This window comes from Pantoea sp. SM3640 (genome assembly GCF_015654165.1).
Classification (GTDB): Bacteria; Pseudomonadota; Gammaproteobacteria; order Enterobacterales; family Enterobacteriaceae; genus Pantoea; species Pantoea vagans.
In genome coordinates, this window is record NZ_CP064872.1 from 1,355,036 (window position 1) to 1,373,988 (window position 18,953).

Annotated in this window: 20 protein-coding genes; 12 read left to right on the forward strand and 8 right to left on the reverse strand. The window is 53.9% G+C overall.

The window, feature by feature from the left end; genetic code table 11:
- The first annotated feature begins 32 nt into the window (after nucleotides 1–32).
- On the forward strand, nucleotides 33–1,814 hold the full coding sequence (locus tag IV493_RS06110; protein WP_195857915.1) for a thiamine pyrophosphate-requiring protein: 1,782 nt from the start codon (nucleotides 33–35) through the stop codon (nucleotides 1,812–1,814).
- A gap of 98 nt (nucleotides 1,815–1,912) precedes the next feature.
- Nucleotides 1,913–2,755 carry an oxidoreductase gene (locus tag IV493_RS06115; RefSeq protein ID WP_195857916.1) on the forward strand — a complete coding sequence of 281 codons (843 nt, stop codon included), beginning with the start codon at nucleotides 1,913–1,915 and terminating at the stop codon, nucleotides 2,753–2,755.
- Nucleotides 2,756–2,824: 69 nt separating this feature from the next.
- Here the strand turns inward: IV493_RS06115 and IV493_RS06120 are convergent, their stop codons facing one another.
- Nucleotides 2,825–3,052: a hypothetical protein gene (locus tag IV493_RS06120; RefSeq protein WP_013358359.1), complete on the reverse strand. Its 228-nt coding sequence runs from the start codon at nucleotides 3,050–3,052 to the stop codon at nucleotides 2,825–2,827.
- A 94-nt stretch (nucleotides 3,053–3,146) separates the two neighbouring features.
- Nucleotides 3,147–3,470 carry a hypothetical protein gene (locus IV493_RS18540; protein WP_230299987.1) on the reverse strand — a complete coding sequence of 108 codons (324 nt, stop codon included), beginning with the start codon at nucleotides 3,468–3,470 and terminating at the stop codon, nucleotides 3,147–3,149.
- Nucleotides 3,471–3,770: 300 nt separating this feature from the next.
- Between IV493_RS18540 and IV493_RS06130 the strand changes: the two genes are divergently transcribed.
- Nucleotides 3,771–4,283 (forward strand): GNAT family N-acetyltransferase, encoded by a 513-nt coding sequence (locus tag IV493_RS06130; RefSeq protein ID WP_195857917.1) that lies wholly within the window; start codon nucleotides 3,771–3,773, stop codon nucleotides 4,281–4,283.
- Here the strand turns inward: IV493_RS06130 and IV493_RS06135 are convergent.
- A complete protein-coding gene (locus tag IV493_RS06135; protein ID WP_195857918.1) occupies nucleotides 4,242–4,481 on the reverse strand; it encodes a hypothetical protein in 240 nt (79 codons plus the stop codon). The genes IV493_RS06130 and IV493_RS06135 overlap by 42 nt on opposite strands.
- Nucleotides 4,474–5,184, reverse strand: coding sequence for a hypothetical protein (locus IV493_RS06140; RefSeq protein WP_195857919.1), 711 nt, complete (start codon nucleotides 5,182–5,184; stop codon nucleotides 4,474–4,476). The genes IV493_RS06135 and IV493_RS06140 overlap by 8 nt, the downstream gene beginning before the upstream one ends.
- A gap of 334 nt (nucleotides 5,185–5,518) precedes the next feature.
- On the opposite strand from IV493_RS06140, the gene IV493_RS06145 reads away from it, so the two are divergent.
- Genes IV493_RS06145 through IV493_RS06155 form a run of 3 tightly spaced genes read left to right on the forward strand, consistent with a single transcriptional unit; the run spans nucleotide 5,519 to nucleotide 8,935 of the window.
- Nucleotides 5,519–6,955: an amidase gene (locus tag IV493_RS06145; RefSeq protein WP_195857920.1), complete on the forward strand. Its 1,437-nt coding sequence runs from the start codon at nucleotides 5,519–5,521 to the stop codon at nucleotides 6,953–6,955.
- Complete coding sequence (locus tag IV493_RS06150) at nucleotides 6,952–8,268, forward strand: cytosine permease (RefSeq protein ID WP_195857921.1); 1,317 nt, start codon at nucleotides 6,952–6,954, stop codon at nucleotides 8,266–8,268. The genes IV493_RS06145 and IV493_RS06150 overlap by 4 nt, the downstream gene beginning before the upstream one ends.
- On the forward strand, nucleotides 8,249–8,935 hold the full coding sequence (locus IV493_RS06155; protein ID WP_033783455.1) for a cysteine hydrolase family protein: 687 nt from the start codon (nucleotides 8,249–8,251) through the stop codon (nucleotides 8,933–8,935). Before IV493_RS06150 ends, IV493_RS06155 begins: the two co-directional genes overlap by 20 nt.
- Before the next feature lie 93 nt (nucleotides 8,936–9,028).
- On the opposite strand, the gene IV493_RS06160 is transcribed toward IV493_RS06155, so the two are convergent.
- Entirely contained in the window at nucleotides 9,029–11,215 is a 2,187-nt protein-coding gene (locus IV493_RS06160; RefSeq protein WP_195857922.1) for a bifunctional diguanylate cyclase/phosphodiesterase, read from the reverse strand.
- A gap of 409 nt (nucleotides 11,216–11,624) precedes the next feature.
- Between IV493_RS06160 and IV493_RS06165 the strand changes: the two genes are divergently transcribed.
- From IV493_RS06165 to IV493_RS06175, 3 genes are all read left to right on the forward strand, one after another.
- Complete coding sequence (locus IV493_RS06165; protein WP_013358353.1) at nucleotides 11,625–12,716, forward strand: mechanosensitive ion channel family protein; 1,092 nt, start codon at nucleotides 11,625–11,627, stop codon at nucleotides 12,714–12,716.
- Between the two features lie 451 nt (nucleotides 12,717–13,167).
- Nucleotides 13,168–13,623 (forward strand): hypothetical protein, encoded by a 456-nt coding sequence (locus tag IV493_RS06170; protein WP_013358352.1) that lies wholly within the window; start codon nucleotides 13,168–13,170, stop codon nucleotides 13,621–13,623.
- A 274-nt stretch (nucleotides 13,624–13,897) separates the two neighbouring features.
- Nucleotides 13,898–14,473 (forward strand): GNAT family N-acetyltransferase, encoded by a 576-nt coding sequence (locus IV493_RS06175; RefSeq protein WP_041456957.1) that lies wholly within the window; start codon nucleotides 13,898–13,900, stop codon nucleotides 14,471–14,473.
- Here IV493_RS06175 and IV493_RS06180 read toward each other — a convergent pair.
- On the reverse strand, nucleotides 14,440–15,432 hold the full coding sequence (locus IV493_RS06180) for a threonine/serine dehydratase (RefSeq protein ID WP_081463849.1): 993 nt from the start codon (nucleotides 15,430–15,432) through the stop codon (nucleotides 14,440–14,442). The two genes, IV493_RS06175 and IV493_RS06180, sit on opposite strands and share 34 nt — an antisense overlap.
- Nucleotides 15,433–15,484: 52 nt before the next feature.
- Here IV493_RS06180 and IV493_RS06185 point away from each other — a divergent pair, with 52 nt between their 5' ends.
- Both IV493_RS06185 and IV493_RS06190 read left to right on the forward strand, forming a co-directional pair.
- The gene (locus IV493_RS06185; protein ID WP_095706976.1) at nucleotides 15,485–15,832 is read left to right on the forward strand and encodes a helix-turn-helix transcriptional regulator; all 348 of its coding nucleotides are present in this window, start codon (nucleotides 15,485–15,487) and stop codon (nucleotides 15,830–15,832) included.
- A 435-nt stretch (nucleotides 15,833–16,267) separates the two neighbouring features.
- Nucleotides 16,268–16,603, forward strand: coding sequence for a nuclear transport factor 2 family protein (locus IV493_RS06190; protein ID WP_095706977.1), 336 nt, complete (start codon nucleotides 16,268–16,270; stop codon nucleotides 16,601–16,603).
- A 266-nt stretch (nucleotides 16,604–16,869) separates the two neighbouring features.
- Here IV493_RS06190 and IV493_RS06195 read toward each other — a convergent pair whose 3' ends face one another.
- Nucleotides 16,870–17,373, reverse strand: a complete 504-nt coding sequence (locus tag IV493_RS06195) for an AAA family ATPase (protein WP_095706978.1) — start codon at nucleotides 17,371–17,373, stop codon at nucleotides 16,870–16,872.
- Nucleotides 17,374–17,507: 134 nt separating this feature from the next.
- Nucleotides 17,508–18,137 (reverse strand): Vat family streptogramin A O-acetyltransferase, encoded by a 630-nt coding sequence (locus IV493_RS06200; protein WP_195857923.1) that lies wholly within the window; start codon nucleotides 18,135–18,137, stop codon nucleotides 17,508–17,510.
- Nucleotides 18,138–18,393: 256 nt separating this feature from the next.
- On the opposite strand from IV493_RS06200, the gene fos reads away from it, so the two are divergent.
- Nucleotides 18,394–18,792 (forward strand): fosfomycin resistance glutathione transferase, encoded by a 399-nt coding sequence (fos, locus tag IV493_RS06205; RefSeq protein ID WP_095706980.1) that lies wholly within the window; start codon nucleotides 18,394–18,396, stop codon nucleotides 18,790–18,792.
- Nucleotides 18,793–18,953 lie beyond the last annotated feature (161 nt).

Sequence of the window (18,953 nt, forward strand, 5' to 3'; positions counted from 1 at the left end):
AGTCTGTAAGGACAACGAGGGGAAACGCGACGATGAGCATGAAAACCAGTGATTTTTTTGTCCAGCGCCTGAAAGAGTGGGGCGTCACACGCATTTACGGCTACCCGGGAGACGGGATTAACGGCGTGCTGGGGGCGATTCAGCGCGCGAATGCCAAAGGCGACGGCATCGAATTTATTCAGGTGCGCCATGAAGAGATGGCGGCCTTTATGGCGGCCGGACACGCGAAATTTACCGGCGAGCTGGGCGTCTGCCTGTCAACTGGCGGACCGGGTGCAACCCACCTGCTGACCGGACTCTATGACGCCAAAATGGACCATGCCCCGGTGCTGGCGATTGCCGGACAGGCAGAAGCGACCGCGCGCGGTGCCAGCTATCAGCAGGAGATGAACCTGGATCGCATCTTCTCGGACGTCGCCAACTTCGTTCAGGAAGCCTCGACCACGACGCAGGTGCGTCATCTGCTGGATCGCGGCGTGCGCATCGCCAAGGCGCAAAACGGCGTAGCGGTGATCATCATCCCTAAAGATATTCAGGATGAAGAGTGGCAGCCGCCGCAGCATCTGCACGGCTTTACCCATTCCGGCAGCGGCTATCAGCGTCCTAAAGTCATTCCTTACGAAGCGGACCTGCAACGCGCCGCCGAGGTGCTTAATGCCGGTAAAAAAGTGGCGATTCTGATTGGCGCAGGCGCACGCGACGCCGCCGTTGAGGTGGTGCAGGTCGCCAATGTGCTGGGTGCAGGCGTGGCGAAAGCGCTGCTTGGCAAAGATGTGCTGCCGGACGATGCGCCTTTTGTTACCGGCTCGATTGGCCTGCTCGGTACCAAACCTTCATCCGATTTAATGCAGAACTGTGACACGCTGCTGATGATCGGCAGCGGCTTCCCGTGGACGGAATTTCTGCCGGAAGAGGGCAAGGCGCGTGCGGTTCAGATAGACATCGATCCCGCTATGCTTGGCCTGCGCTATCCCAGCGAAGTCAATCTGCATGGCGATGCGGCTGAAACCCTGCGTGCGCTACTGCCGCTGCTCACCCACAAAGAGGATCGCAGCTGGCAGGAGGATATCGCGGTTCAGGTGCGTGACTGGTGGACGCTGATGGAAGAGCGCGCCATGGCACCCGCTAATCCGGTCAATCCGCAGCGGGTGGTGTGGGAGATGTCACCTCAGTTGCCGGACAACGCGATTGTCACGTCGGATTCCGGCTCCTGCGCCAACTGGTTCGCCCGCGACTATCGGGTGAAGCAGGGGCAGCGTGCCTCGCTCTCCGGCGGCCTGGCCTGTATGGGCGCGGCGGTGCCTTACGCGATTGCAGCGAAATTTGCCCACCCGGAGAAACCGGTGGTGGCGCTGGTGGGTGATGGCGCGATGCAGATGAACAACATGGCTGAGCTGATCACCATCCAGAAATACTGGCAGCAGTGGGCCGATCCGCGCCTGGTCGTCTGCGTGTTCAACAACCAGGATCTTAATCAGGTCACCTGGGAGCAGCGCGTGATGGAGGGTAATCCGCGCTTCGACGCCTCGCAGCAGTTGCCGGACGTGAAGTATGCCGAGTTTGCGCAGTCGCTGGGGATGGTCGGCATGTATGTCGATAACCCTGACGATCTGGCCGGTGCCTGGCAGCGTGCGCTCAGTGCCGATCGCCCGGTCTTGCTGGAGGTGAAAACCGATCCGGAAGTCGCGCCGTTACCGCCGCACATCACCCTTAAGCAGGCAAAAGCCTTTATGGCGTCGATGGTGAAGGGCGATCGCGGGGCCGCGCAGATCATCAGCGACACCGCCAGTCAGCTGTTTCATAAAAAGCATTAAGGGCTAAGTGAGGCGGTCGCGCCTCGCTAACCTTGATCCCCGGATGCACTCGCGTCCGGGTCTTAAACCCCTTCTTCATACTCAACGGGAGTCTTGTTATGACTGCTCATTCCAGCCCTGTCTGGTTAATCTCGGGATGTTCGACCGGTTTTGGTCGTGAACTGGCGCAGCAGACCATCGCGCGTGGTTTTAAGGTCGTCGTGACGGCGCGTGATACGTCGTCGATTGCCGATCTGGTTGAAGGACACGACAACGCACTGGCGGTGGCGCTGGATGTGACCCGTCAGGCGAGTATCGACCAGGCCGTCAGCGCAGCACTGGACACGTTCGGCACCATTGATGTGCTGGTAAACAACGCCGGTTACGGCTATCAGAGTTCGGTGGAAGAGGGTGTGGAAAGTGAAATCCGCGCCCAGTTTGATGCCAATGTTTTTGGCCTGTTCGCCCTGACGCGCGCCGTACTGCCTGCGATGCGCAAGGCGCGGAGCGGTCATGTCATCAACATTACCTCCGTGGCAGGCCTGATTGGCTTTGCCAGCTCAGGCTACTACTCTGCCAGCAAACATGCGGTGGAAGGCTGGTCCGATTCACTGGCGCTGGAAGCGGGGCCGCTGGGCATTCACGTGACCTGCGTAGAGCCCGGTCCGTTCCGCACCGACTGGGCCGGACGCTCACTGCATCAGACGCCGAGTAAATTGCCGGAATATGCAGAGACCGCGGCTGCGCGGATGAAAGCGACGTCCGAATACAGCGGTACTCAGAAAGGCGATCCGGCACGGGCCGCCACGGCAATGATCGCCATCACCGAACATGACAACCCGCCACGCCATCTGGTGATGGGGGCCTGGGGCCATGACGCCGTGACCAGCAAGCTCAAAGAGCGCCTTGCTGAGATCGAAGCGTGGAAACAGACGTCAGTGGAGACGGATTTTCCGGAATAGAGGTGAGTGCTCTGTGGGTGGCGGGAAGCCGTTAAAATACGAAAGGCCCGTTTATCGGGCCTTTAAGCGCTAATCGAGTGCCTTAGCTTCCTGCGTTTCACGCGCATTCAACTCTTTCAGCTTACGGCGCAACAGGGCAGATGAGGAACGTTTTCTCGCCTGAGCTAACTGGGCTTTAATGGCGGGCAGATCGGGCCGGGCCAGCCACTCAGCAATCAAAAGTGCCCTTAACTCCTTATATCGGGTTTCAACCGGAGCCAAAGGGGTTGTTTCATCGTGTGTATCATAAAACGACATAGCAAGCTCTCCCTGTAATCACTACTTTATAAGCCTGGAAACAGTCCGGGATTAAAGGTTGCGGCTCTTTCTTTGGCAACCCTGTTCGGCGATTTTAACGTAGTTCATTTTTTAAGCCAGGCATGGCGTCATAAATCTCTTCAAGGGGAGTCGGACGATTGCGTTCAGCGATCTCTCCCGACGCAGGCTGGAAAACAAAACCGCCGATAGAGAAGCTTTCATGGTGTGCCATTAACGCAAGTACTACGCTTTTTAAAACGACTGCACTACCTAATCCGGGAATGCTGATGTGGCGAAAATCGCCCATGCAATCCATACCATCGAACACGTCAAAACAGACCTCAGCCAGGCCATTAACCGGAAAGGAGATACCTGTTGGCATTCGGTATCCAATGCGGGTAAAGGTCTGTTCATCCATCAGCTTACCCACGATGACGGTGTGATTCTCATTACCGACAACAAATGCGTAGCTGTAATGAATGCGCCGATCATAAAAAATCTTTTTCGCCTGATTTCGTAGTTTTCGAGATAAATAATTAAATGAGCGCCTCCCACCTTCTTAAGCTCATGACGAGAGCGGTAGCTTCTCTGTCGCCATAGTTGTTCACTGGACACTGTCTTTCTAATTGAAAAATAAAGGATTATGAAATGAACTATATGAGCAATTTATCTGGCAGGTTACACTATGCATCGCGTTTAAAACGTAAGGATTGCTCAGATGACATTGAATATACGTAAGGCTTATTTAGCGGATTCAATCTTACTTCAAAAGCTGGGTTTTGAAATCTACAGCACTCACTTCACGCATCTGTGGGTATCGCAGTCAGAAATGAATGATTATCTGGTGCGTGAATTCTCCGTGCCATCACTGGTGACAAGCCTGTCAGATCCAGAAGTATGCTGGTACCTGGCAGAAACCGATCAGCCCGTTGGTTTTGTCAAAGTCACATGGACAGATAAAATTCCGGATACAGAAATGTCAGGCGTGCTACTGAACAAGTTGTATCTGGCCTCGGGTGCTACAGGTCAAAATTATGGGAAACAGATATTCGAACATATTCTCAGTCTTGCCCGGCAACGCGGTAAAGGATTTTTGTGGTTAGAAGTGCTTGAGGGTAATGATCGTGCCCGTAAGTTTTATGAAAATCTGGGATTCAATTATATCAAAGACACAATATTACAGACTGCTTCACAGCAGAGCCTGCTCCACGTAATGGGTATGAACATCTGAATCCCTGACAGCCATCGGGATGATGCGACCCGCACGATCAGTGAATGGGCTGAAACGTCCAACGCCTTTTCCTGGATTAAACTCCGCAGCGCCATACTGCGACCAGTGAATGCGGTCAATCGTTTTACCTTTCGGCCAGGTGACCAGAGAGACCGACAAATCATCATCTTTGCCGGGTGTTTTGATCTTTTTAGCCATGAACCGGACCGTCCTTTGCCCGCTGTGCCGCCTCCAGTACTTTTGCCGGTTCCGACGTTATCAGATTCTTAGGTTTTTCATTACCGAGCCAGCTATTTGGCGTGCCAAACCAGACGGCCAGGGTCCATGGTGTTTTTGATTCTCCAAACAGCGCGATGATCTTTTTCATCAGCGGCAACGGTTGACCGCCAACGTCCAGCCCATAGGCCGGATAAAGATCCCTGCCTTCGGAGGAAAGTGCAAAAATCTTACCGGCTCGCTTCCACCGGTTAGGTAATCCGCTGGGATTTTTCACACTGGCACTGCTACCAGCGCGGCGTGAAACTTCCTGCGCAGGCAACCACTCGCTGTCGTCCAGAATATGCTTCCTGAGTTGTTCCAGCTTTGTAGTGTTACTCACTGTGACCGGCGGCCTGGTCTGTTCTGCTGTCGCCATTTCCCCAGCGCTGAAAGATGACTTACCGTGACTGGCGAGCTGACTGATGCCTGATACCGCCAGGAACGCGGCATCCAGTGCGATTTTAAAGGCGGCTTCATCCACAGCTTCGGGACGCTTCACCACATAGTATTGCGCTGGCTCATCATTGCAGTGCGGGACTGATACTGTGATCTCTGCTTGTCCATCCTGGGAGCGGGAAGAGGAAATACTGCCTGCCGGCACGGGTATGACGTCGAAGCCAGTGGTTTTATCAGACCTGATCATGATTTTACTCCTGCTGGCAAAATGCAAATATCGAATATCAACAATATATCGTATATAGCGAGAGTCCTCCACGTAAACTGATCAAAAACCACCCAGCAACAGACTGAGCTTTGGCATGACAAGCGCTGAGGAACTGCTCGCCCCCTTATCGCGCAGTCCTGCGCCATCATCGTGCTGAAAAAATAAACAGTCACCCATCCCCGACATCATAAGAATTCGATCTTGTATCCCAGGCCGTATTCCATCTCGCATCCCTGTCTCAGACCGCTGGCGTCACGGCTATCTGGCACGCTTCATGCACTCGCTGACAGGTACTATTCTGGCGAGGTTACTCATGTTTGACTCCTTATTAGACGAAGATGCCACCACGATGGCCGCACTGGTCCGCAGCGGGGAAGTCTCGGCCTGCGAGCTGACCGGGGCAGCGCTGGCACGGATGGAACGGCGGGAACCGGTGTTACAGGCCTTTTGTACGCCGACACCGGAACTGGCGCTGGCACAGGCCAGAGAAGTGGATGCCCGACGGGCGCGTGGAGAAACGCTGGGCGCGCTGGCGGGCGTGCCGCTGGCGGTGAAAGATTTAATCTGCACCGCTAATGTCCGAACCACCTCCGGTTCGGCGGCGTACAAAGATTTCGTACCGGAAGATGACGACATCACGGTGGAGCGATTGCTGGCCGCCGACGCCATCCTGCTGGGCAAAACCACTGCGCCGGAGTTTGGCTATAGCGGCGTCGGACACAATCCGCTGTTCCCGTCGCCGCGCAATCCCTGGGATCTGGCGATGACGCCCGGCGGTTCCAGCGCCGGCTCCGGCGCGGCAATAGCGGCGCGACTCTGCCCGATTGCACTGGGCAGCGACGGCGGCGGCTCGGTACGTATTCCGGCAGCGCACTGCGGCATTTTTGGCTTTAAGGCGTCAATGGGCAGGGTGCCGTTGTGGCCCGGCTGTCGTGATGAACGTTATCCCGGCGTGTCGAGCTGGGAGTCGCTGGAACACATCGGGCCGATGACGCGCAGCGTGTGTGATGCCGCGCTGATGATGTCGCTGATGGCGGGACCAGATATGCGTGACCGCCATTCGATCCCCTGCAGCGACGTTGACTGGCTGGGTGCATCAGAACAGCTGCCCGGCAAACTGCGCATCGCCTTCAGCGCGGACTTTGGTTATGTGGCGGTTGACCCGGAGGTGCGGGCGGTGGTCAGCGCGGCGGTGCAACGCTTTGCCGCTGAAATCGGTGCGGAGCTGGAACTGGCCGATCCCGGTTTCCCGGATCCGGCTGCCGCCTTTGGCGCGCTGGTGGCGATGGAGAGCGATCTTACCGGCATGCGCCAGATGATGGCGGAGCAGGGCAGCGCGATGTCGCCGCATCTGGTCGCCATGCTGCAGCGCGACTGGCGGGCGGAAAACTTTACCGATGCCATCGCCACCCGCAAAGCGGTCAGCAACAGCCTGTGGCGCTTTATGCAGCGCTTTGATCTGCTGATCACGCCGACGCTGGCAGTGCCGCCATTTCCGTTGGGGATGCAGGGACCGGAGATCATCGATGGCCGTATGGTCCGCAACGATCACTGGCTCTCGTTCTGTTACCCGTTCAACTTCACCGGACAGCCCGCCGCGTCCGTGCCCGCCGGTTTTACCGCCAGCGGCCTGCCCGTCGGGATGCAGATTGTCGGACGTCATCTTGATGATGCGTTAGTGCTGGCTGCCAGTGCCGCTTTCGAGCGCATTCAGCCGTGGAATCACCTTCAACCCGGAATCGCCCAATGAAAACATCTGATACACCTGCGCTGGAGCAGGAGTTTGAACATGAGCCGGTGCCGCTGTCGCATCGCCATTCCACCCGCTCCGTCTCGGCGGTCTGGTTTGGATTCCCGATGATCCTTACCAATGCGCTTTTTGGCGGCATCATCACCTGGCATCTGGGCTTCTGGCCCGCGCTAATCGCCATTATGCTGGGCAACCTGGTGCTGTTCGCCTATGTCGGTGCGCTGAGCTGGTTCGCCGGTAACACCGGGATGAACTTTGCTTTACAGGCCAGACGCACCTTTGGCAGCAAAGGCTACATTCTGGTCTCGGGTTTTCTCTCGACGGTGGTGATCGGCTGGTATGCTTTCCAGACGGGTCTTACCGGTACGGTCATTAACCAGACCTTTGGCTGGAATGCGCTGGCGGTGACGGCTTTTGCCATGATCCTCTATACCGGTATCACGTTCCTGGGCGTGCGGGCACTGTCGGTGCTGGGGATGATTGCCGCGCCGCTGTTTGTGGTGCTGGGGATAGTAGCGCTATGGCTGATCGGCAAACAGCACGACTTCTCCATCGTGACGCAGTGGAAGGGCAGCGCCAGCGCCGCCGGTGCGATGAGCATGGGCACCGCTGTCACTATGGTGGTGGCCGGCTTTGCCGACTCCGGCACCATGACCGCTGACTTTACCCGCTGGTCGAAGAATGGCCGCTCGGCGGTGATCGCCGCGTTCTCTGCGTTCCCGGTCGCCAATGTGATCTCCTATCTGTTCGGCGTGGTGATTGTGGCGGTGGGCGCGGCGGTTGATCCGCTGACCAACGGCGGGAACTTCCTGCCGATGCTGATGGGACATAGCGACTTCCTGTCGGTGGTGGCCTGTCTGTTTGTCTTTATCAACCTGGGATCGGTCTGCACCCACTGTCTCTACAACGGCGCGGTGGGTTTCAGTCATCTGTTCAGCAGCAAAATGCGACTCTGGACGCTGATCCTCGGTGCCATTGGCGGTGTGCTGGCACTGGCTGGCGTCTGGTCTTACTTCCTGGAGTGGCTCAGCCTGCTGGGGATTGTGGTGCCACCGTTTGGTGCGGTGATGATTGTGGACTTGATTTTCATGGCGCGCATCAGCGAGCAGCGTCCGGCGCAGCGTTTCCGTGGCACCGCGTTTGCCGCCTGGGCGATTGGCAGCCTGTGTGCGGTCATCGCCCATGTGGCTTTCCCGCAGTTTGGCGAAGCGGTAATCGGTCTGGTGACCGCCGCCATCAGCTACACCCTGATCACTAAAATGCGCATGCCGCGCCCGGTAATGGAGAACAGCAATGCCCGATTACAGCGTTAATTCGACCCCCTACGCCTGGCCGTTTGACGGCAGCTTTACCCCGGCTGACACGGCGCTGATCGTGATTGATATGCAGACCGATTTCTGTGGCGTCGGCGGCTATGTCGACAGCATGGGCTATGACGTGAGCCTGACCCGCGCGCCTATCGCCCCACTGCAACAGGTGCTGGCGGCGATGCGCGTCCGGCAGTTTCCGATTATTCATACCCGTGAAGGGCACCGGCCAGACCTCAGCGATCTGCCCGCTAACAAACGCTGGCGCTCGCGACGGATGAACGCCGGGATAGGCGATGTGGGACCCTGTGGCCGTATTCTGGTGCGCGGGGAACCAGGCTGGGAGATTATCCCGGAGCTGGCTCCGTTGCCGGAGGAAGTGGTGATTGATAAACCGGGGAAGGGATCGTTTTACGCCACCGATCTGGAGCTGATTCTGCGCAGTCGCGGTATCCGTAACCTGATCCTCACCGGCATTACCACCGACGTCTGCGTCCATACCACGCTGCGCGAAGCCAACGATCGCGGCTTTGAATGCCTGGTGCTCGCCGATTGCTGTGCCGCAACGGAGCGGCGTCATCATGAGGCGGCGCTGAGCATGATCCATATGCAGGGCGGCATCTTTGGCGCGGTCGCTACGTCGGCCGCGCTGCTGGATAGCCTGGGCGTGTAGCGTATTGCATCCCATAGCAAGAGGTGCTGCCCTGATTCTCAGTATGATTCCGCATAGCCTGAGCGCCGTTATCCGCTCAGGCTATGCGCAGCACTATTCCCGCTGCGTCTCCTCTGGCGCAGGTAATCTCATCAGCGCGGCGAGCTGATCGGCGGGCACTGCCTGACTGAACAGATAGCCCTGTAACTGATTACAGCCTGCATCTGCCAGTGCAGACATCTGCCCTGCGGTCTCCACACCTTCTGCCGTCACCATCAGGCCCATGGCGTGACCCAGTTTCACCACGGACTCGACAATCGCCACGGAATTTTCCGCCACGCCCAGCGACTGGGTGAACGAGCGGTCGATTTTGATTTTGTCCACCGGGAAGGTGCTGAGGTAGTTGAGGCTGGAGTAGCCGGTGCCGAAGTCATCCAGCGCGATGCGGAAGCCCGCCTCACGCAGCGACACAATAATCTCGCGTGCTTCGCGTTCATCCTCGATTAACACGCCTTCGGTGATTTCCAGCTCCAGCCGCTTTGGGTCACCGCCGTGCTGGCTGACAATCGTCATCACATGGTCAACAAAGCCGGTAGAGCGGAACTGCACGGGCGAGACATTGACCGCCACCAGCAAATCGGGAAAGCGCTGCTGAGTGGCACAGGCTTCAGCCAGCACCCATTCGCCCAGCGGGATAATCAGGCCGGTCTCTTCGGCAATCGCGATAAATTCACCGGGTGCGATCAGGCCGCGTGTCGGGTGATGCCAGCGCAGCAGCGCCTCGATGCCGACCATCTGCTGACCGCCAACGTCCATCAGGGGCTGATACCACACTTCCAGTCCCTGTCGGGTTTGCAGTGCCGTACGCAGATCGGCGGCAATGGTCTGCCGCGTCTGCACTGACTCATCCATCGCCCGTTCAAACTGACGAAACCGGCCACGTCCGCCACTTTTGGCTTCATACAGCGCAATATCGGCTTTGCGCATCAGCTCCAGCCGATCGATGCCGTCTTTAGGTGCCAGCGCCAGTCCGATACTGGCCCCGCTCCAGACATCGCTGCCGAACAGGGTAAACGGCTGAGCCAGCTCGTCAATCATGCGCTGCGCCAGGCTGTTCACCTGACCGATGTTATCGACCTCCGGCATCACCACGATAAATTCATCGCCGCCGATGCGTCCCACGGTATCGCTGGCACGCACGATACGGTTCAGGCGCTGTGCTACGGCGATAATCAGCTCATCGCCAGCATGATGACCGTGGGTATCGTTGACGGCCTTAAAGCGGTCGAGATCGATCAGCAGCAGCGCTACCCGCTGATCGTTGCGCGTCGCCAGGGCCAGCGCCTGGGTCAGCCGGTCTTCCACCAGCGCGCGGTTCGGCAGTCCGGTCAGCACATCATGAAATGCCAGATGCTGCGCCTGCGCTTCTGACGCGCCAAGCCGGAGCATCGATTGCGAGAGGTTAACCGATGAGTTCCAGAGTCGCCGCACCATATACAGGCAGAGCAGCGATATCGCCAGCACCGCCAGCCCGGTAGACGGCCCGATAGTACGCAGCATCTGCGCGCCCGGACGGGAGGGGATCCAGTTGAGATAGCCGACCGGCTCGCCCGCCTGGGCGATCAGCAGATAGCGCGCGCTGGTGCCGGACTGAGACGAACCGTCGGAGAAGTGCAGTCCCTCCAGCTGATTGCGCTCCGCCAGGCTAGCCAGATAACCGTCATCGAGAAATTTCAGGCTCACCAGCCGGAAGCGCGGCAGGTCATCGCTATCCCGCTGGATGTTACCCACGGCAAGTGCCGCAGCACGCTGGGTGATACGGGCATAATCGGCGTTATCCTGGCGCCTGGGATCCTGAATCAGCGTGTTTTGCAGCACATCACCAATCAGCGGATCACTCTCTGCTGCGGAGACGGTCTGGCCTTCACGCCAGACTCTGACGATCTGGTTTTGCGCATCCAGCACCATAATCAGCTGATGACCGAACATCTCATAGAGCCACTGCCCGATGTTCTCATCCAGCCACCTGTCGCTGTTGCCCTCTGCCAGATGCTCCTCAAAGGGACGCCAGCGTGACAGGCTATGCAACTGGCGCAGATGCTCATTCAGACTTTGCGAAAAAGAGGCCTCAATCATCCGCTGTTGCTGATGCCGGGCCTCAGTATTGGTCAGTGATGTGCCAATAAACAGTGCCGTACCTGCACCGGCAAATGTCAGCACAAGGATAGCCACCAGCGGCACCAGCACTTCACGCAAGAAACTGCGGCGAAAATCAGAGGAAAGTTTAAGGGTGTTAATCATATTGTTGTTTTTCTCTGCAGCAGGGGAACAGCTTAAAAATTAGCAGATAGCAACTGATCGTCCATGAAAAGCGTGATGGATAGTGAACAGGCGAGCGTTTTTCTGTTAACGGGTGGCCGGGGAACGCTGACAGTCAGGAAAAGAAAGTGAGCGCGTTTTATCAGTTATTTTAATGAGGATGGCAGTCATGCCATTGGCATTCAGGTCAGGATTGTACATCCTGACCTGATGCGGTAAGGCTGAAGGCCTCAGCAATCCCATCACCGCGCATTTCCTGCCAACTTCGCTGCTATGGTTCATACTCATGAGCGCTGATTGTGTTACAGACGGAAAACCGTGCAGACAACGGTTACTGAGTGGGTCACTTATCTGACAGCTTTAGCCTGTCAGCTAACAAAAAGGGAAAATAATGCCATTGTTATTCGGTGAGTTATCTGGTTTCCCGTCATGGGTGCCTGTTGTATTACTCGTCTCGCTTTCATTTGTGCTGGGTTTTCTGGCTCGCCTTATCCTGCTCGCGTTTATCCGCTACTGGCAGGGCCGTGACAGAAAACTATTCAAATCCCTGGAAAAGCACCTCAGCGGTTCGATGTTCTTTTTCGTGCCGTTATTAATGATCAATGTCGGGATTAACTACATTGATTTTCATCCTGAATCACTCGATCTCATCACCAATATCATCAACGTCTTTATTATCATGTCATTCTGCTCGGTCTTAATCCGGCTGACCAACGTGGCGCAGGATATGCTTTATATCCGCTATGACATTAATATTTCCAATAACCTGCGTGCGCGTAAAATCCGTACGCAGATTATCTATGTTAAGAAAGTTGTTATTGTCATCCTGGTGCTGTTCTGTGTTTCGCTGATTCTGCTGAGTTTCCCCGGCGTGCGTAAATTCGGCACTACCATTCTGGCCGGTGCCGGTGTCGCCGGTATCATTATCGGTTTTGCCTTACAGAAGTCGCTGGTTAACCTGTTTGCCGGTATTCAGATTGCCTTTACCCAGCCCATCAAGATTGATGATGCGGTGGTGGTGGAAAAGGAGTGGGGCTGGATTGAAGAGATCAACCTGACTTATGTGGTGGTGCGCATCTGGGATCTGCGTCGTCTGGTGCTGCCGATTACCTATTTCACCGAGAATCCGTTTCAGAACTGGACGCGCAACAACGCCCAGATTTTAGGCTCGGTGTTTCTCTACGTGGATTACTCGATGCCGCTGGAGCCACTGCGCAAGCATTTCGAGAAGGTGTTGAGTGAAACCAAACTCTGGGATCAGGAAACCTCAGTGCTTCAGGTAACCGACACCACCGAGAAAACCATGACCATCAGGATGCTGATGACTGCCCAGAACTCGCCGATCGCCTTTGATTTACGCTGTTATGTGCGTGAGAAGATGATTGAGTTTATTCAGCAGAATTACCCGGAAAGCCTGCCACAGGTGAGAGCGTCGCTGACGGATAGCGGGTCGGAGAAGGTTGGGAGAGCAGTAGTGGAATAGTCTTTTTGAGGAGTATGAGTGGGGAGTGAGTAATAGTCTCAGAGGTGTGTAAGTATCCTGATGGCTATTGCTCCGTTGTCTTTCAGGGGAGATGAAGCATTGGTATGTATGTCCGCTTTGTGTCAGTAGCAGACGTCGTTAACAGCGTGATGGGTTCATTGATAGCGAGTTTGACATCCAGTGAAAACCTTACAGGAGAAAGGATTTCAGAAAAATTTATAAACTGCGCGTTTAAGGCACGTTGGGAGAAATCCGGATTTTCGTGGTGGGCTATCAATTAAAGGTTCTCTGTCGGCGCCATCGTTGGTGCAGCATGCCTCTGACAGGATGATTAAAGCATTCTTATTAAGAGGTCCTTAACTTTCCTAGCTCATGAGTGTCCTGTTCTTATGGAGTTTTGCGCCGGAACCCCATATGATTGATTAATAATGGTCAAGTAAAGGACGCTCTGATGCAACTCATAAAAACTGAATATGCCCTTAATTCCGGTTATCCGATTGTCAGGCGCACGCTGGAAGACAAAAAGAAATTAGTGAAACAGCCAGGTTTCGGTCCTGAGTCCTGCTGTGCAGTAGTCGAGTACAGGCTCCGGGGTAACATTCGCTATGCGTTTGGAAACAGTCAGATGCATGTAAGCATGCCGCCAGGCATTTATACCCATAACTGGGTCAAACTGCATGGTGAAATGGCCGCACTGGTTGCCGCGATAAACCGCATAGAACGCTTTTCCACGGATGATGTCATACCCATCACTGGTGCCTATATTGAATTGCGGCCCTGTGAGGCCAACTGCCTGCAGGCACTGCATAATATTCTGCCTGAGGACGCTAACGTCTATTACTCTTTTGACCACCCCACTCAGCTTGACGAATGGAAATTACGTGCCCACGAGCTTTGTCACGTTTGAAATATTTCACCACACCCTTTTCCCGGATAAATTAAAAAGGATATCCCTAAAAATTCAGGTGATGGGATGCATGAATGGAAACGCAGACTTTCCCTTAAACGTTACCCCGCGGATTACTCTCAGCGTAAATTTCACTGCGTTCATCTCCGTTACGTGCCAGGCGCGGACGTTGAAGCCATAATGCCATCTTTGCATGATGTAACAGATGACGGTAAGGGTATTTTAAGAGAGATAAAACCTGACCAGAAGTTTGTCTATTAAAGGATCATTGCCCATGCGAATCCCCACGCTTACAACCGATCGGTTGATATTAAAACCATTAGTTGCCGAAGATGCTCAACAGATCCAGAAGCTTTATCCTCGCTGGGAAATCGTTCGTTATATGGTGGCGTCGGTCCCCTGGCCTTATCCAGAGAATGGTGCTGAGAATTATGTCAATAACGTTGCGTTGCCTGACATGGCCAAAGGAATTGCATGGTGCTGGACGATCAGACATTGTGAAACACCGGACAAACTCATGGGCTTGATCTGCCTTTACGATGTAGAAGATAACAATCGCGGATTCTGGCTCGCACCGGAATATCAGGGGCACGGCTTTATGCGTGAGGCGAGTATTGCGGCTACGGATTACTGGTTTAATGTGTTGAATAAGGCGGTATTACGCGCACCTAAAGCCGCCGCTAACAGCCGCTCTCAGCGTATTTCAGTCAGTAGCGGAATGCGGCTTATTAAAACTGTTAAGAAGGAATATGTCAGCGGCCTTCTGGATTCTGAGCTTTGGGAAATTACCCGCGCTGAGTGGAATGCGCAATGTCGTCAGCGAGCGGCCTCATTAACTAAGTTGAGATAGCGTGAGCCAGATATATTTCTGCCGCTTACGACGCAGACAACCTTACGCCCGCTCAGCTCCTTCGCATAACGAAGGGCTGCTGCAACCGCAGGTACGCCGGAAGGCTCTGTGACATGGCTGTGCTGATTTAGCATGAACAGCATTGCTGCTTTAATTTCGGCTTCTGAAACAAGTAGAACACGGTCAACGCGGTCACGTATCAGTGGCCAGGTCATCGCTTCAGGCTCTATATAGCCACTGATGCCTTCGGCGATTGACGCCGATAATTCGACAGGAATCGTTTCCCCTGCCTCTGTCCAGTTGGCAAAAGTCGGGCTAGCTTCACTTTGCACAGCCCATACTTCGGTAGCAGGGTTTATGGCTTTGATGGCCGTTGCAATGCCTGAGGCCAGCCCGCCGCCGCCAATGTTGACGAGAATAACGTCGGCATCTGCCCATTCCTCCATGATTTCCAGACCGACGGTGCCGGCCCCGACAATCATCTGCTCATTATTGTAGGCTGAGACGAATGTCGCCCCGGACTGTTCCGCTGTGACAAGGGCGGCCTGCCTTGCTTCTTCAATGTCTTCAAAAAAAGTTATCTGAGCACCATAACTTTTCATTGCCGAGACCTTTATAGGGTCTGCGGAATAGGGCAAAAATATGGATACAGGTATGCCAGCTGCATGACCTGCACAGGCGAGTCCTAAGCCATGGTTTCCCGCGGTGGGGGCGATGACACCTGCACTTCGCTGATCCGCATCGAGACTGGCAAGAACGTTTACGGCGCCCCTCAGTTTAAAGCTACCCGTATGCTGGAGATTTTCCATCTTAAGCCTGACCTCCGCTCCGACAAGGGCAGACAACGTCTGCGCAGGCTCCAGTGGGGTTCTGCATATGGTTTGCCTGATTCGCCCTGCGGCTGCATAGATAGCTTTCAGCGTGACACCGTCCATTGGCCTTTGAGTCTGAGTTGTCATAATATGCCCGCTTAATTTATATAAGAAAATTACTATATAGGAGATTGGCTATATGAACAACGCAAAGACATCGATGGCCGATATTTTCCGCGCCCTGGGCAACGAGCATCGGCTCGTCATTGTTGAATGGCTTTCCGATCCCAGGTCACATTTTCCGGAGCAGCAGGACGGCGATCTGGTTGAGGATGGTGTGTGTGTCGGGTTCATCACTGAAAAAATTGGTCTGAGTCAGCCTGCTGTGACAGGTCATCTACAGATTCTTGCTAAAGCGGGAATTATGACCTCGAAACGCATCAAGAACTGGGTATTCTATAAACTGGATCGTCAGCGGATGGATGAAGCTACTGAAATGTTGTCGGGCTATGGGAAGCTGGCGACGCGTCCACCTGCAGAGTCATAGTTAAGTATGGCGCACTTCAGGCGAACAAAGCCGGTATGCGTGTTTATCTCGCGCATTCATGTGCTCGACTGGCAGACTGATTTATTGCAACGTCCTGATTAACTATCATCTTTTGCCAACCCGCCGTGTCACCCTTTAAGCACTTAGCTTATCTTCAAGGTTGTTCACATTGCGTATGCTTTAGCCTGTGAACCACTGCACGCAATGTGACTTGCTTCCTGACAATTATCACCTGTCACTTCAGTGATCCTTTTTTAATAACAGAGAGTTACGTCTGCTATCCCTTATAGCGCGATGTGTGTTGTCACGGCGGCGTTATGCCAGCAACAGACTGGATAAGAATCGAATTCAGCTTGCTCATAACTTGTTTATCTGCGTATCATATGGTTATTTATTCAATTTTAATTCATATAAATTCAATTGGATGAGGTTGCCATGTCTGTAGATTCGCCAGTAAAGGCGCAGTTTGAAGCCTACAATGCCCATGATATTGACGCGTTCATCGCTTGCTTTTCAGAGGATTTCAAAGGTTATAGGATGCCAGGTGAAAGTCCTGCTACCACCGGGAAGGAGTCCTTACGTGAATTTTACGTGAATAACCGTTTTAATAATCCGAATCTTAAAGCAGAACTTATTTCCAGAATCGTAATGGGGAATAAAGTTTTCGATCATGAGTTAATACACGGTTTATCTGATCAACCGTTGGAAAGTGTTGCTGTTTTTGAAATTAAAAACGACTTTATTGCTACTGCCTGGTTCTATTTTCCCTGATTAAACGTCTTTAAATAAGCACCCGAGAATTTTAGTTATAGATTTTTTAATGCTGGAAAGTAAAGTTTCGCCTGGAACACACAGGCTCCTGATCTGACCCGGAGTGCTTCTTCTATCCTCGCAGAAATCATACTGATATCGTCGCTCTGACCTGAGCGAAGAGAGTGACGATAACTTTTTTAATTGGCTTCAACCCTGAGAGCCGGACGCGATGCTCCGCTCAGTTCAACACATTCAGCGCAGTCAATAGTTCGGGCCATAGGCGCTCAGGTGTGACAGCTGACCTTAAGAATCTCCTCAACGCACTCAGCAGGCGATAATCCCGCCGTATCCAGCTTCAGATGTTCTCTTTTCCATGGCTCATAAACACGCTCCACAACGGCCTGCCAGTCGGGCACTTTTAAGCCGGGAATATCAGAGATTCTGCTCTCTACACGCGCACGGTGCTGTTCGGGATCCGAACAGAGGATTTCAATTTCCAGACAGGGAACACCTGAAGATATTGCGATATCCCGAAAACTATCACGCACCAGATTAAGATCATTCACCGAGTCAGTGACAACCGGTAATCCTAGTTTGAGGTTGTCTCGCGCAAGCTCATAAAGGATGAAATAGCCTTCCGGGCCAATAACCCTCGAAGCCGCTGAACCATTACGCAATGCCTGTTCGATCGTATCGACGCGTAAATACACCGCTTTTAATTTTTCAGATAACAGTTTCGCGATAGTGCTTTTTCCGCAACCCGGAAGGCCACTAAAGATGTAGAGCATAACGACTCCTGTTTTAACCTGCGATAAAGCGTTAAATCTGACATGTATGGATATCAGTCTGTACGAAGCTATCCCAACGCATTACGGATGAATGCCACCGTTTGCCCGCAGGGAACGGTGATGTTTCTGCACAGCTAGTCGTCTGGCAAGGCTTCAAGGTCTGCTGAGATAATTGCCGGAAGGTGTTGGGTAATCTTTTCTACGGGCCAGTCCCACCAGGCCAGCTTCTCCAGTGTCGAAATGGTTTCATTGTCGAAACGCTGTTTGATAACTCTGGCCGGATTGCCACCCACAACCGACCAGGCCGGGACATCTGACGTGACGACAGAGCGTGACGAAATAATTGCGCCATTGCCGATGTTAACGCCTGGCATAATCAGCGCCTGATAACCCATCCAGACGTCATTACCAATCACCGTATCACCTTTGTAGGGCAAATCGCCGGGCTGAGGCTGACCGGCTTCCCATCCGTTTCCGAAGATGTAGAACGGATAAGTCGAGAAACCCGCCATGCTGTGGTTAGCCCCATTCATGATGAACTGAACACCTTTTGCGATAGCGCAGAATTTACCGATGATGAGTTTGTCGCCAATAAAGGGGAAGTGATAAAGGACATTGCGCTCGAAGTTTTCTGAGTCTTCAGGGTCATCATAATAAGTAAAATCACCGATGATGATATTGGGGTTCTTCACCGTGTTTTTGATAAAACAAACCTGTGGGAAGCCTTCCATTGGATGGGGATTGGCCGGATCCGGTCCGTACATATTCTCTCCTTAAACGCTGAATGAGTTTGTGCCAGTGTACACCATGAAGGCCGTCGTCCCTTGCGCCTAAGCCCGGCCTTTGTCACCCGCTCAACGCGCACCTGTCCCGGCTGTATTACCCGCTTCAATTTCCTGTTTCAGACGTAATTCCGGCAAAGAGTCAGCCGATATACAACCGGTTCTTAATTCTCTTTGTGTGCAAAGAAATCTAAATCCTATAAATTAAATTCTTCTGCATTCTGATAAAGAGTTTTACATGCTGACAGGACTTAATCACATCACCCTCGCAGTAAGCAACCTGACCAGTAGCCTGAGATTTTATACTGGCACTCCTGGCTTCATCCCCAAAGCTGCATGGGATCATGGCGCTTATCTGTCGCTGGGCGAACTCTGGCTCTGTCTCTCTTTGGATACCGTCTCTGCTGGAAATGATTACACCCACTATGCATTCACTATTGCGGGTGACGAATTCGAGCCGTTCGTTGAGCGATTGAGAGCGGCGGGGGTAACAGAATGGAAACGCAACAAAAGCGAGGGGAAATCCTTCTACTTTCTGGACCCCGATGGCCACAGGCTGGAGATCCATGATGGCGATCTGGAGAGCCGTATCAGAGCCTGCCTGACTCAGCCTTATCAGGGAATGACGTTCTTCTGATGGCTTCGCGCCCCGCCTGGCGGGGAAAATGACTCGCTCGCAGGAGCCATAACCTCCTGCGTGACGGCTTGCAGCCTCATCACTCACACTAACAAACACCCGCACTCTCCAGCCCCCACATTCAACTCTCCTTCACCCCTGCGTCACCGTTCTGTCATCTG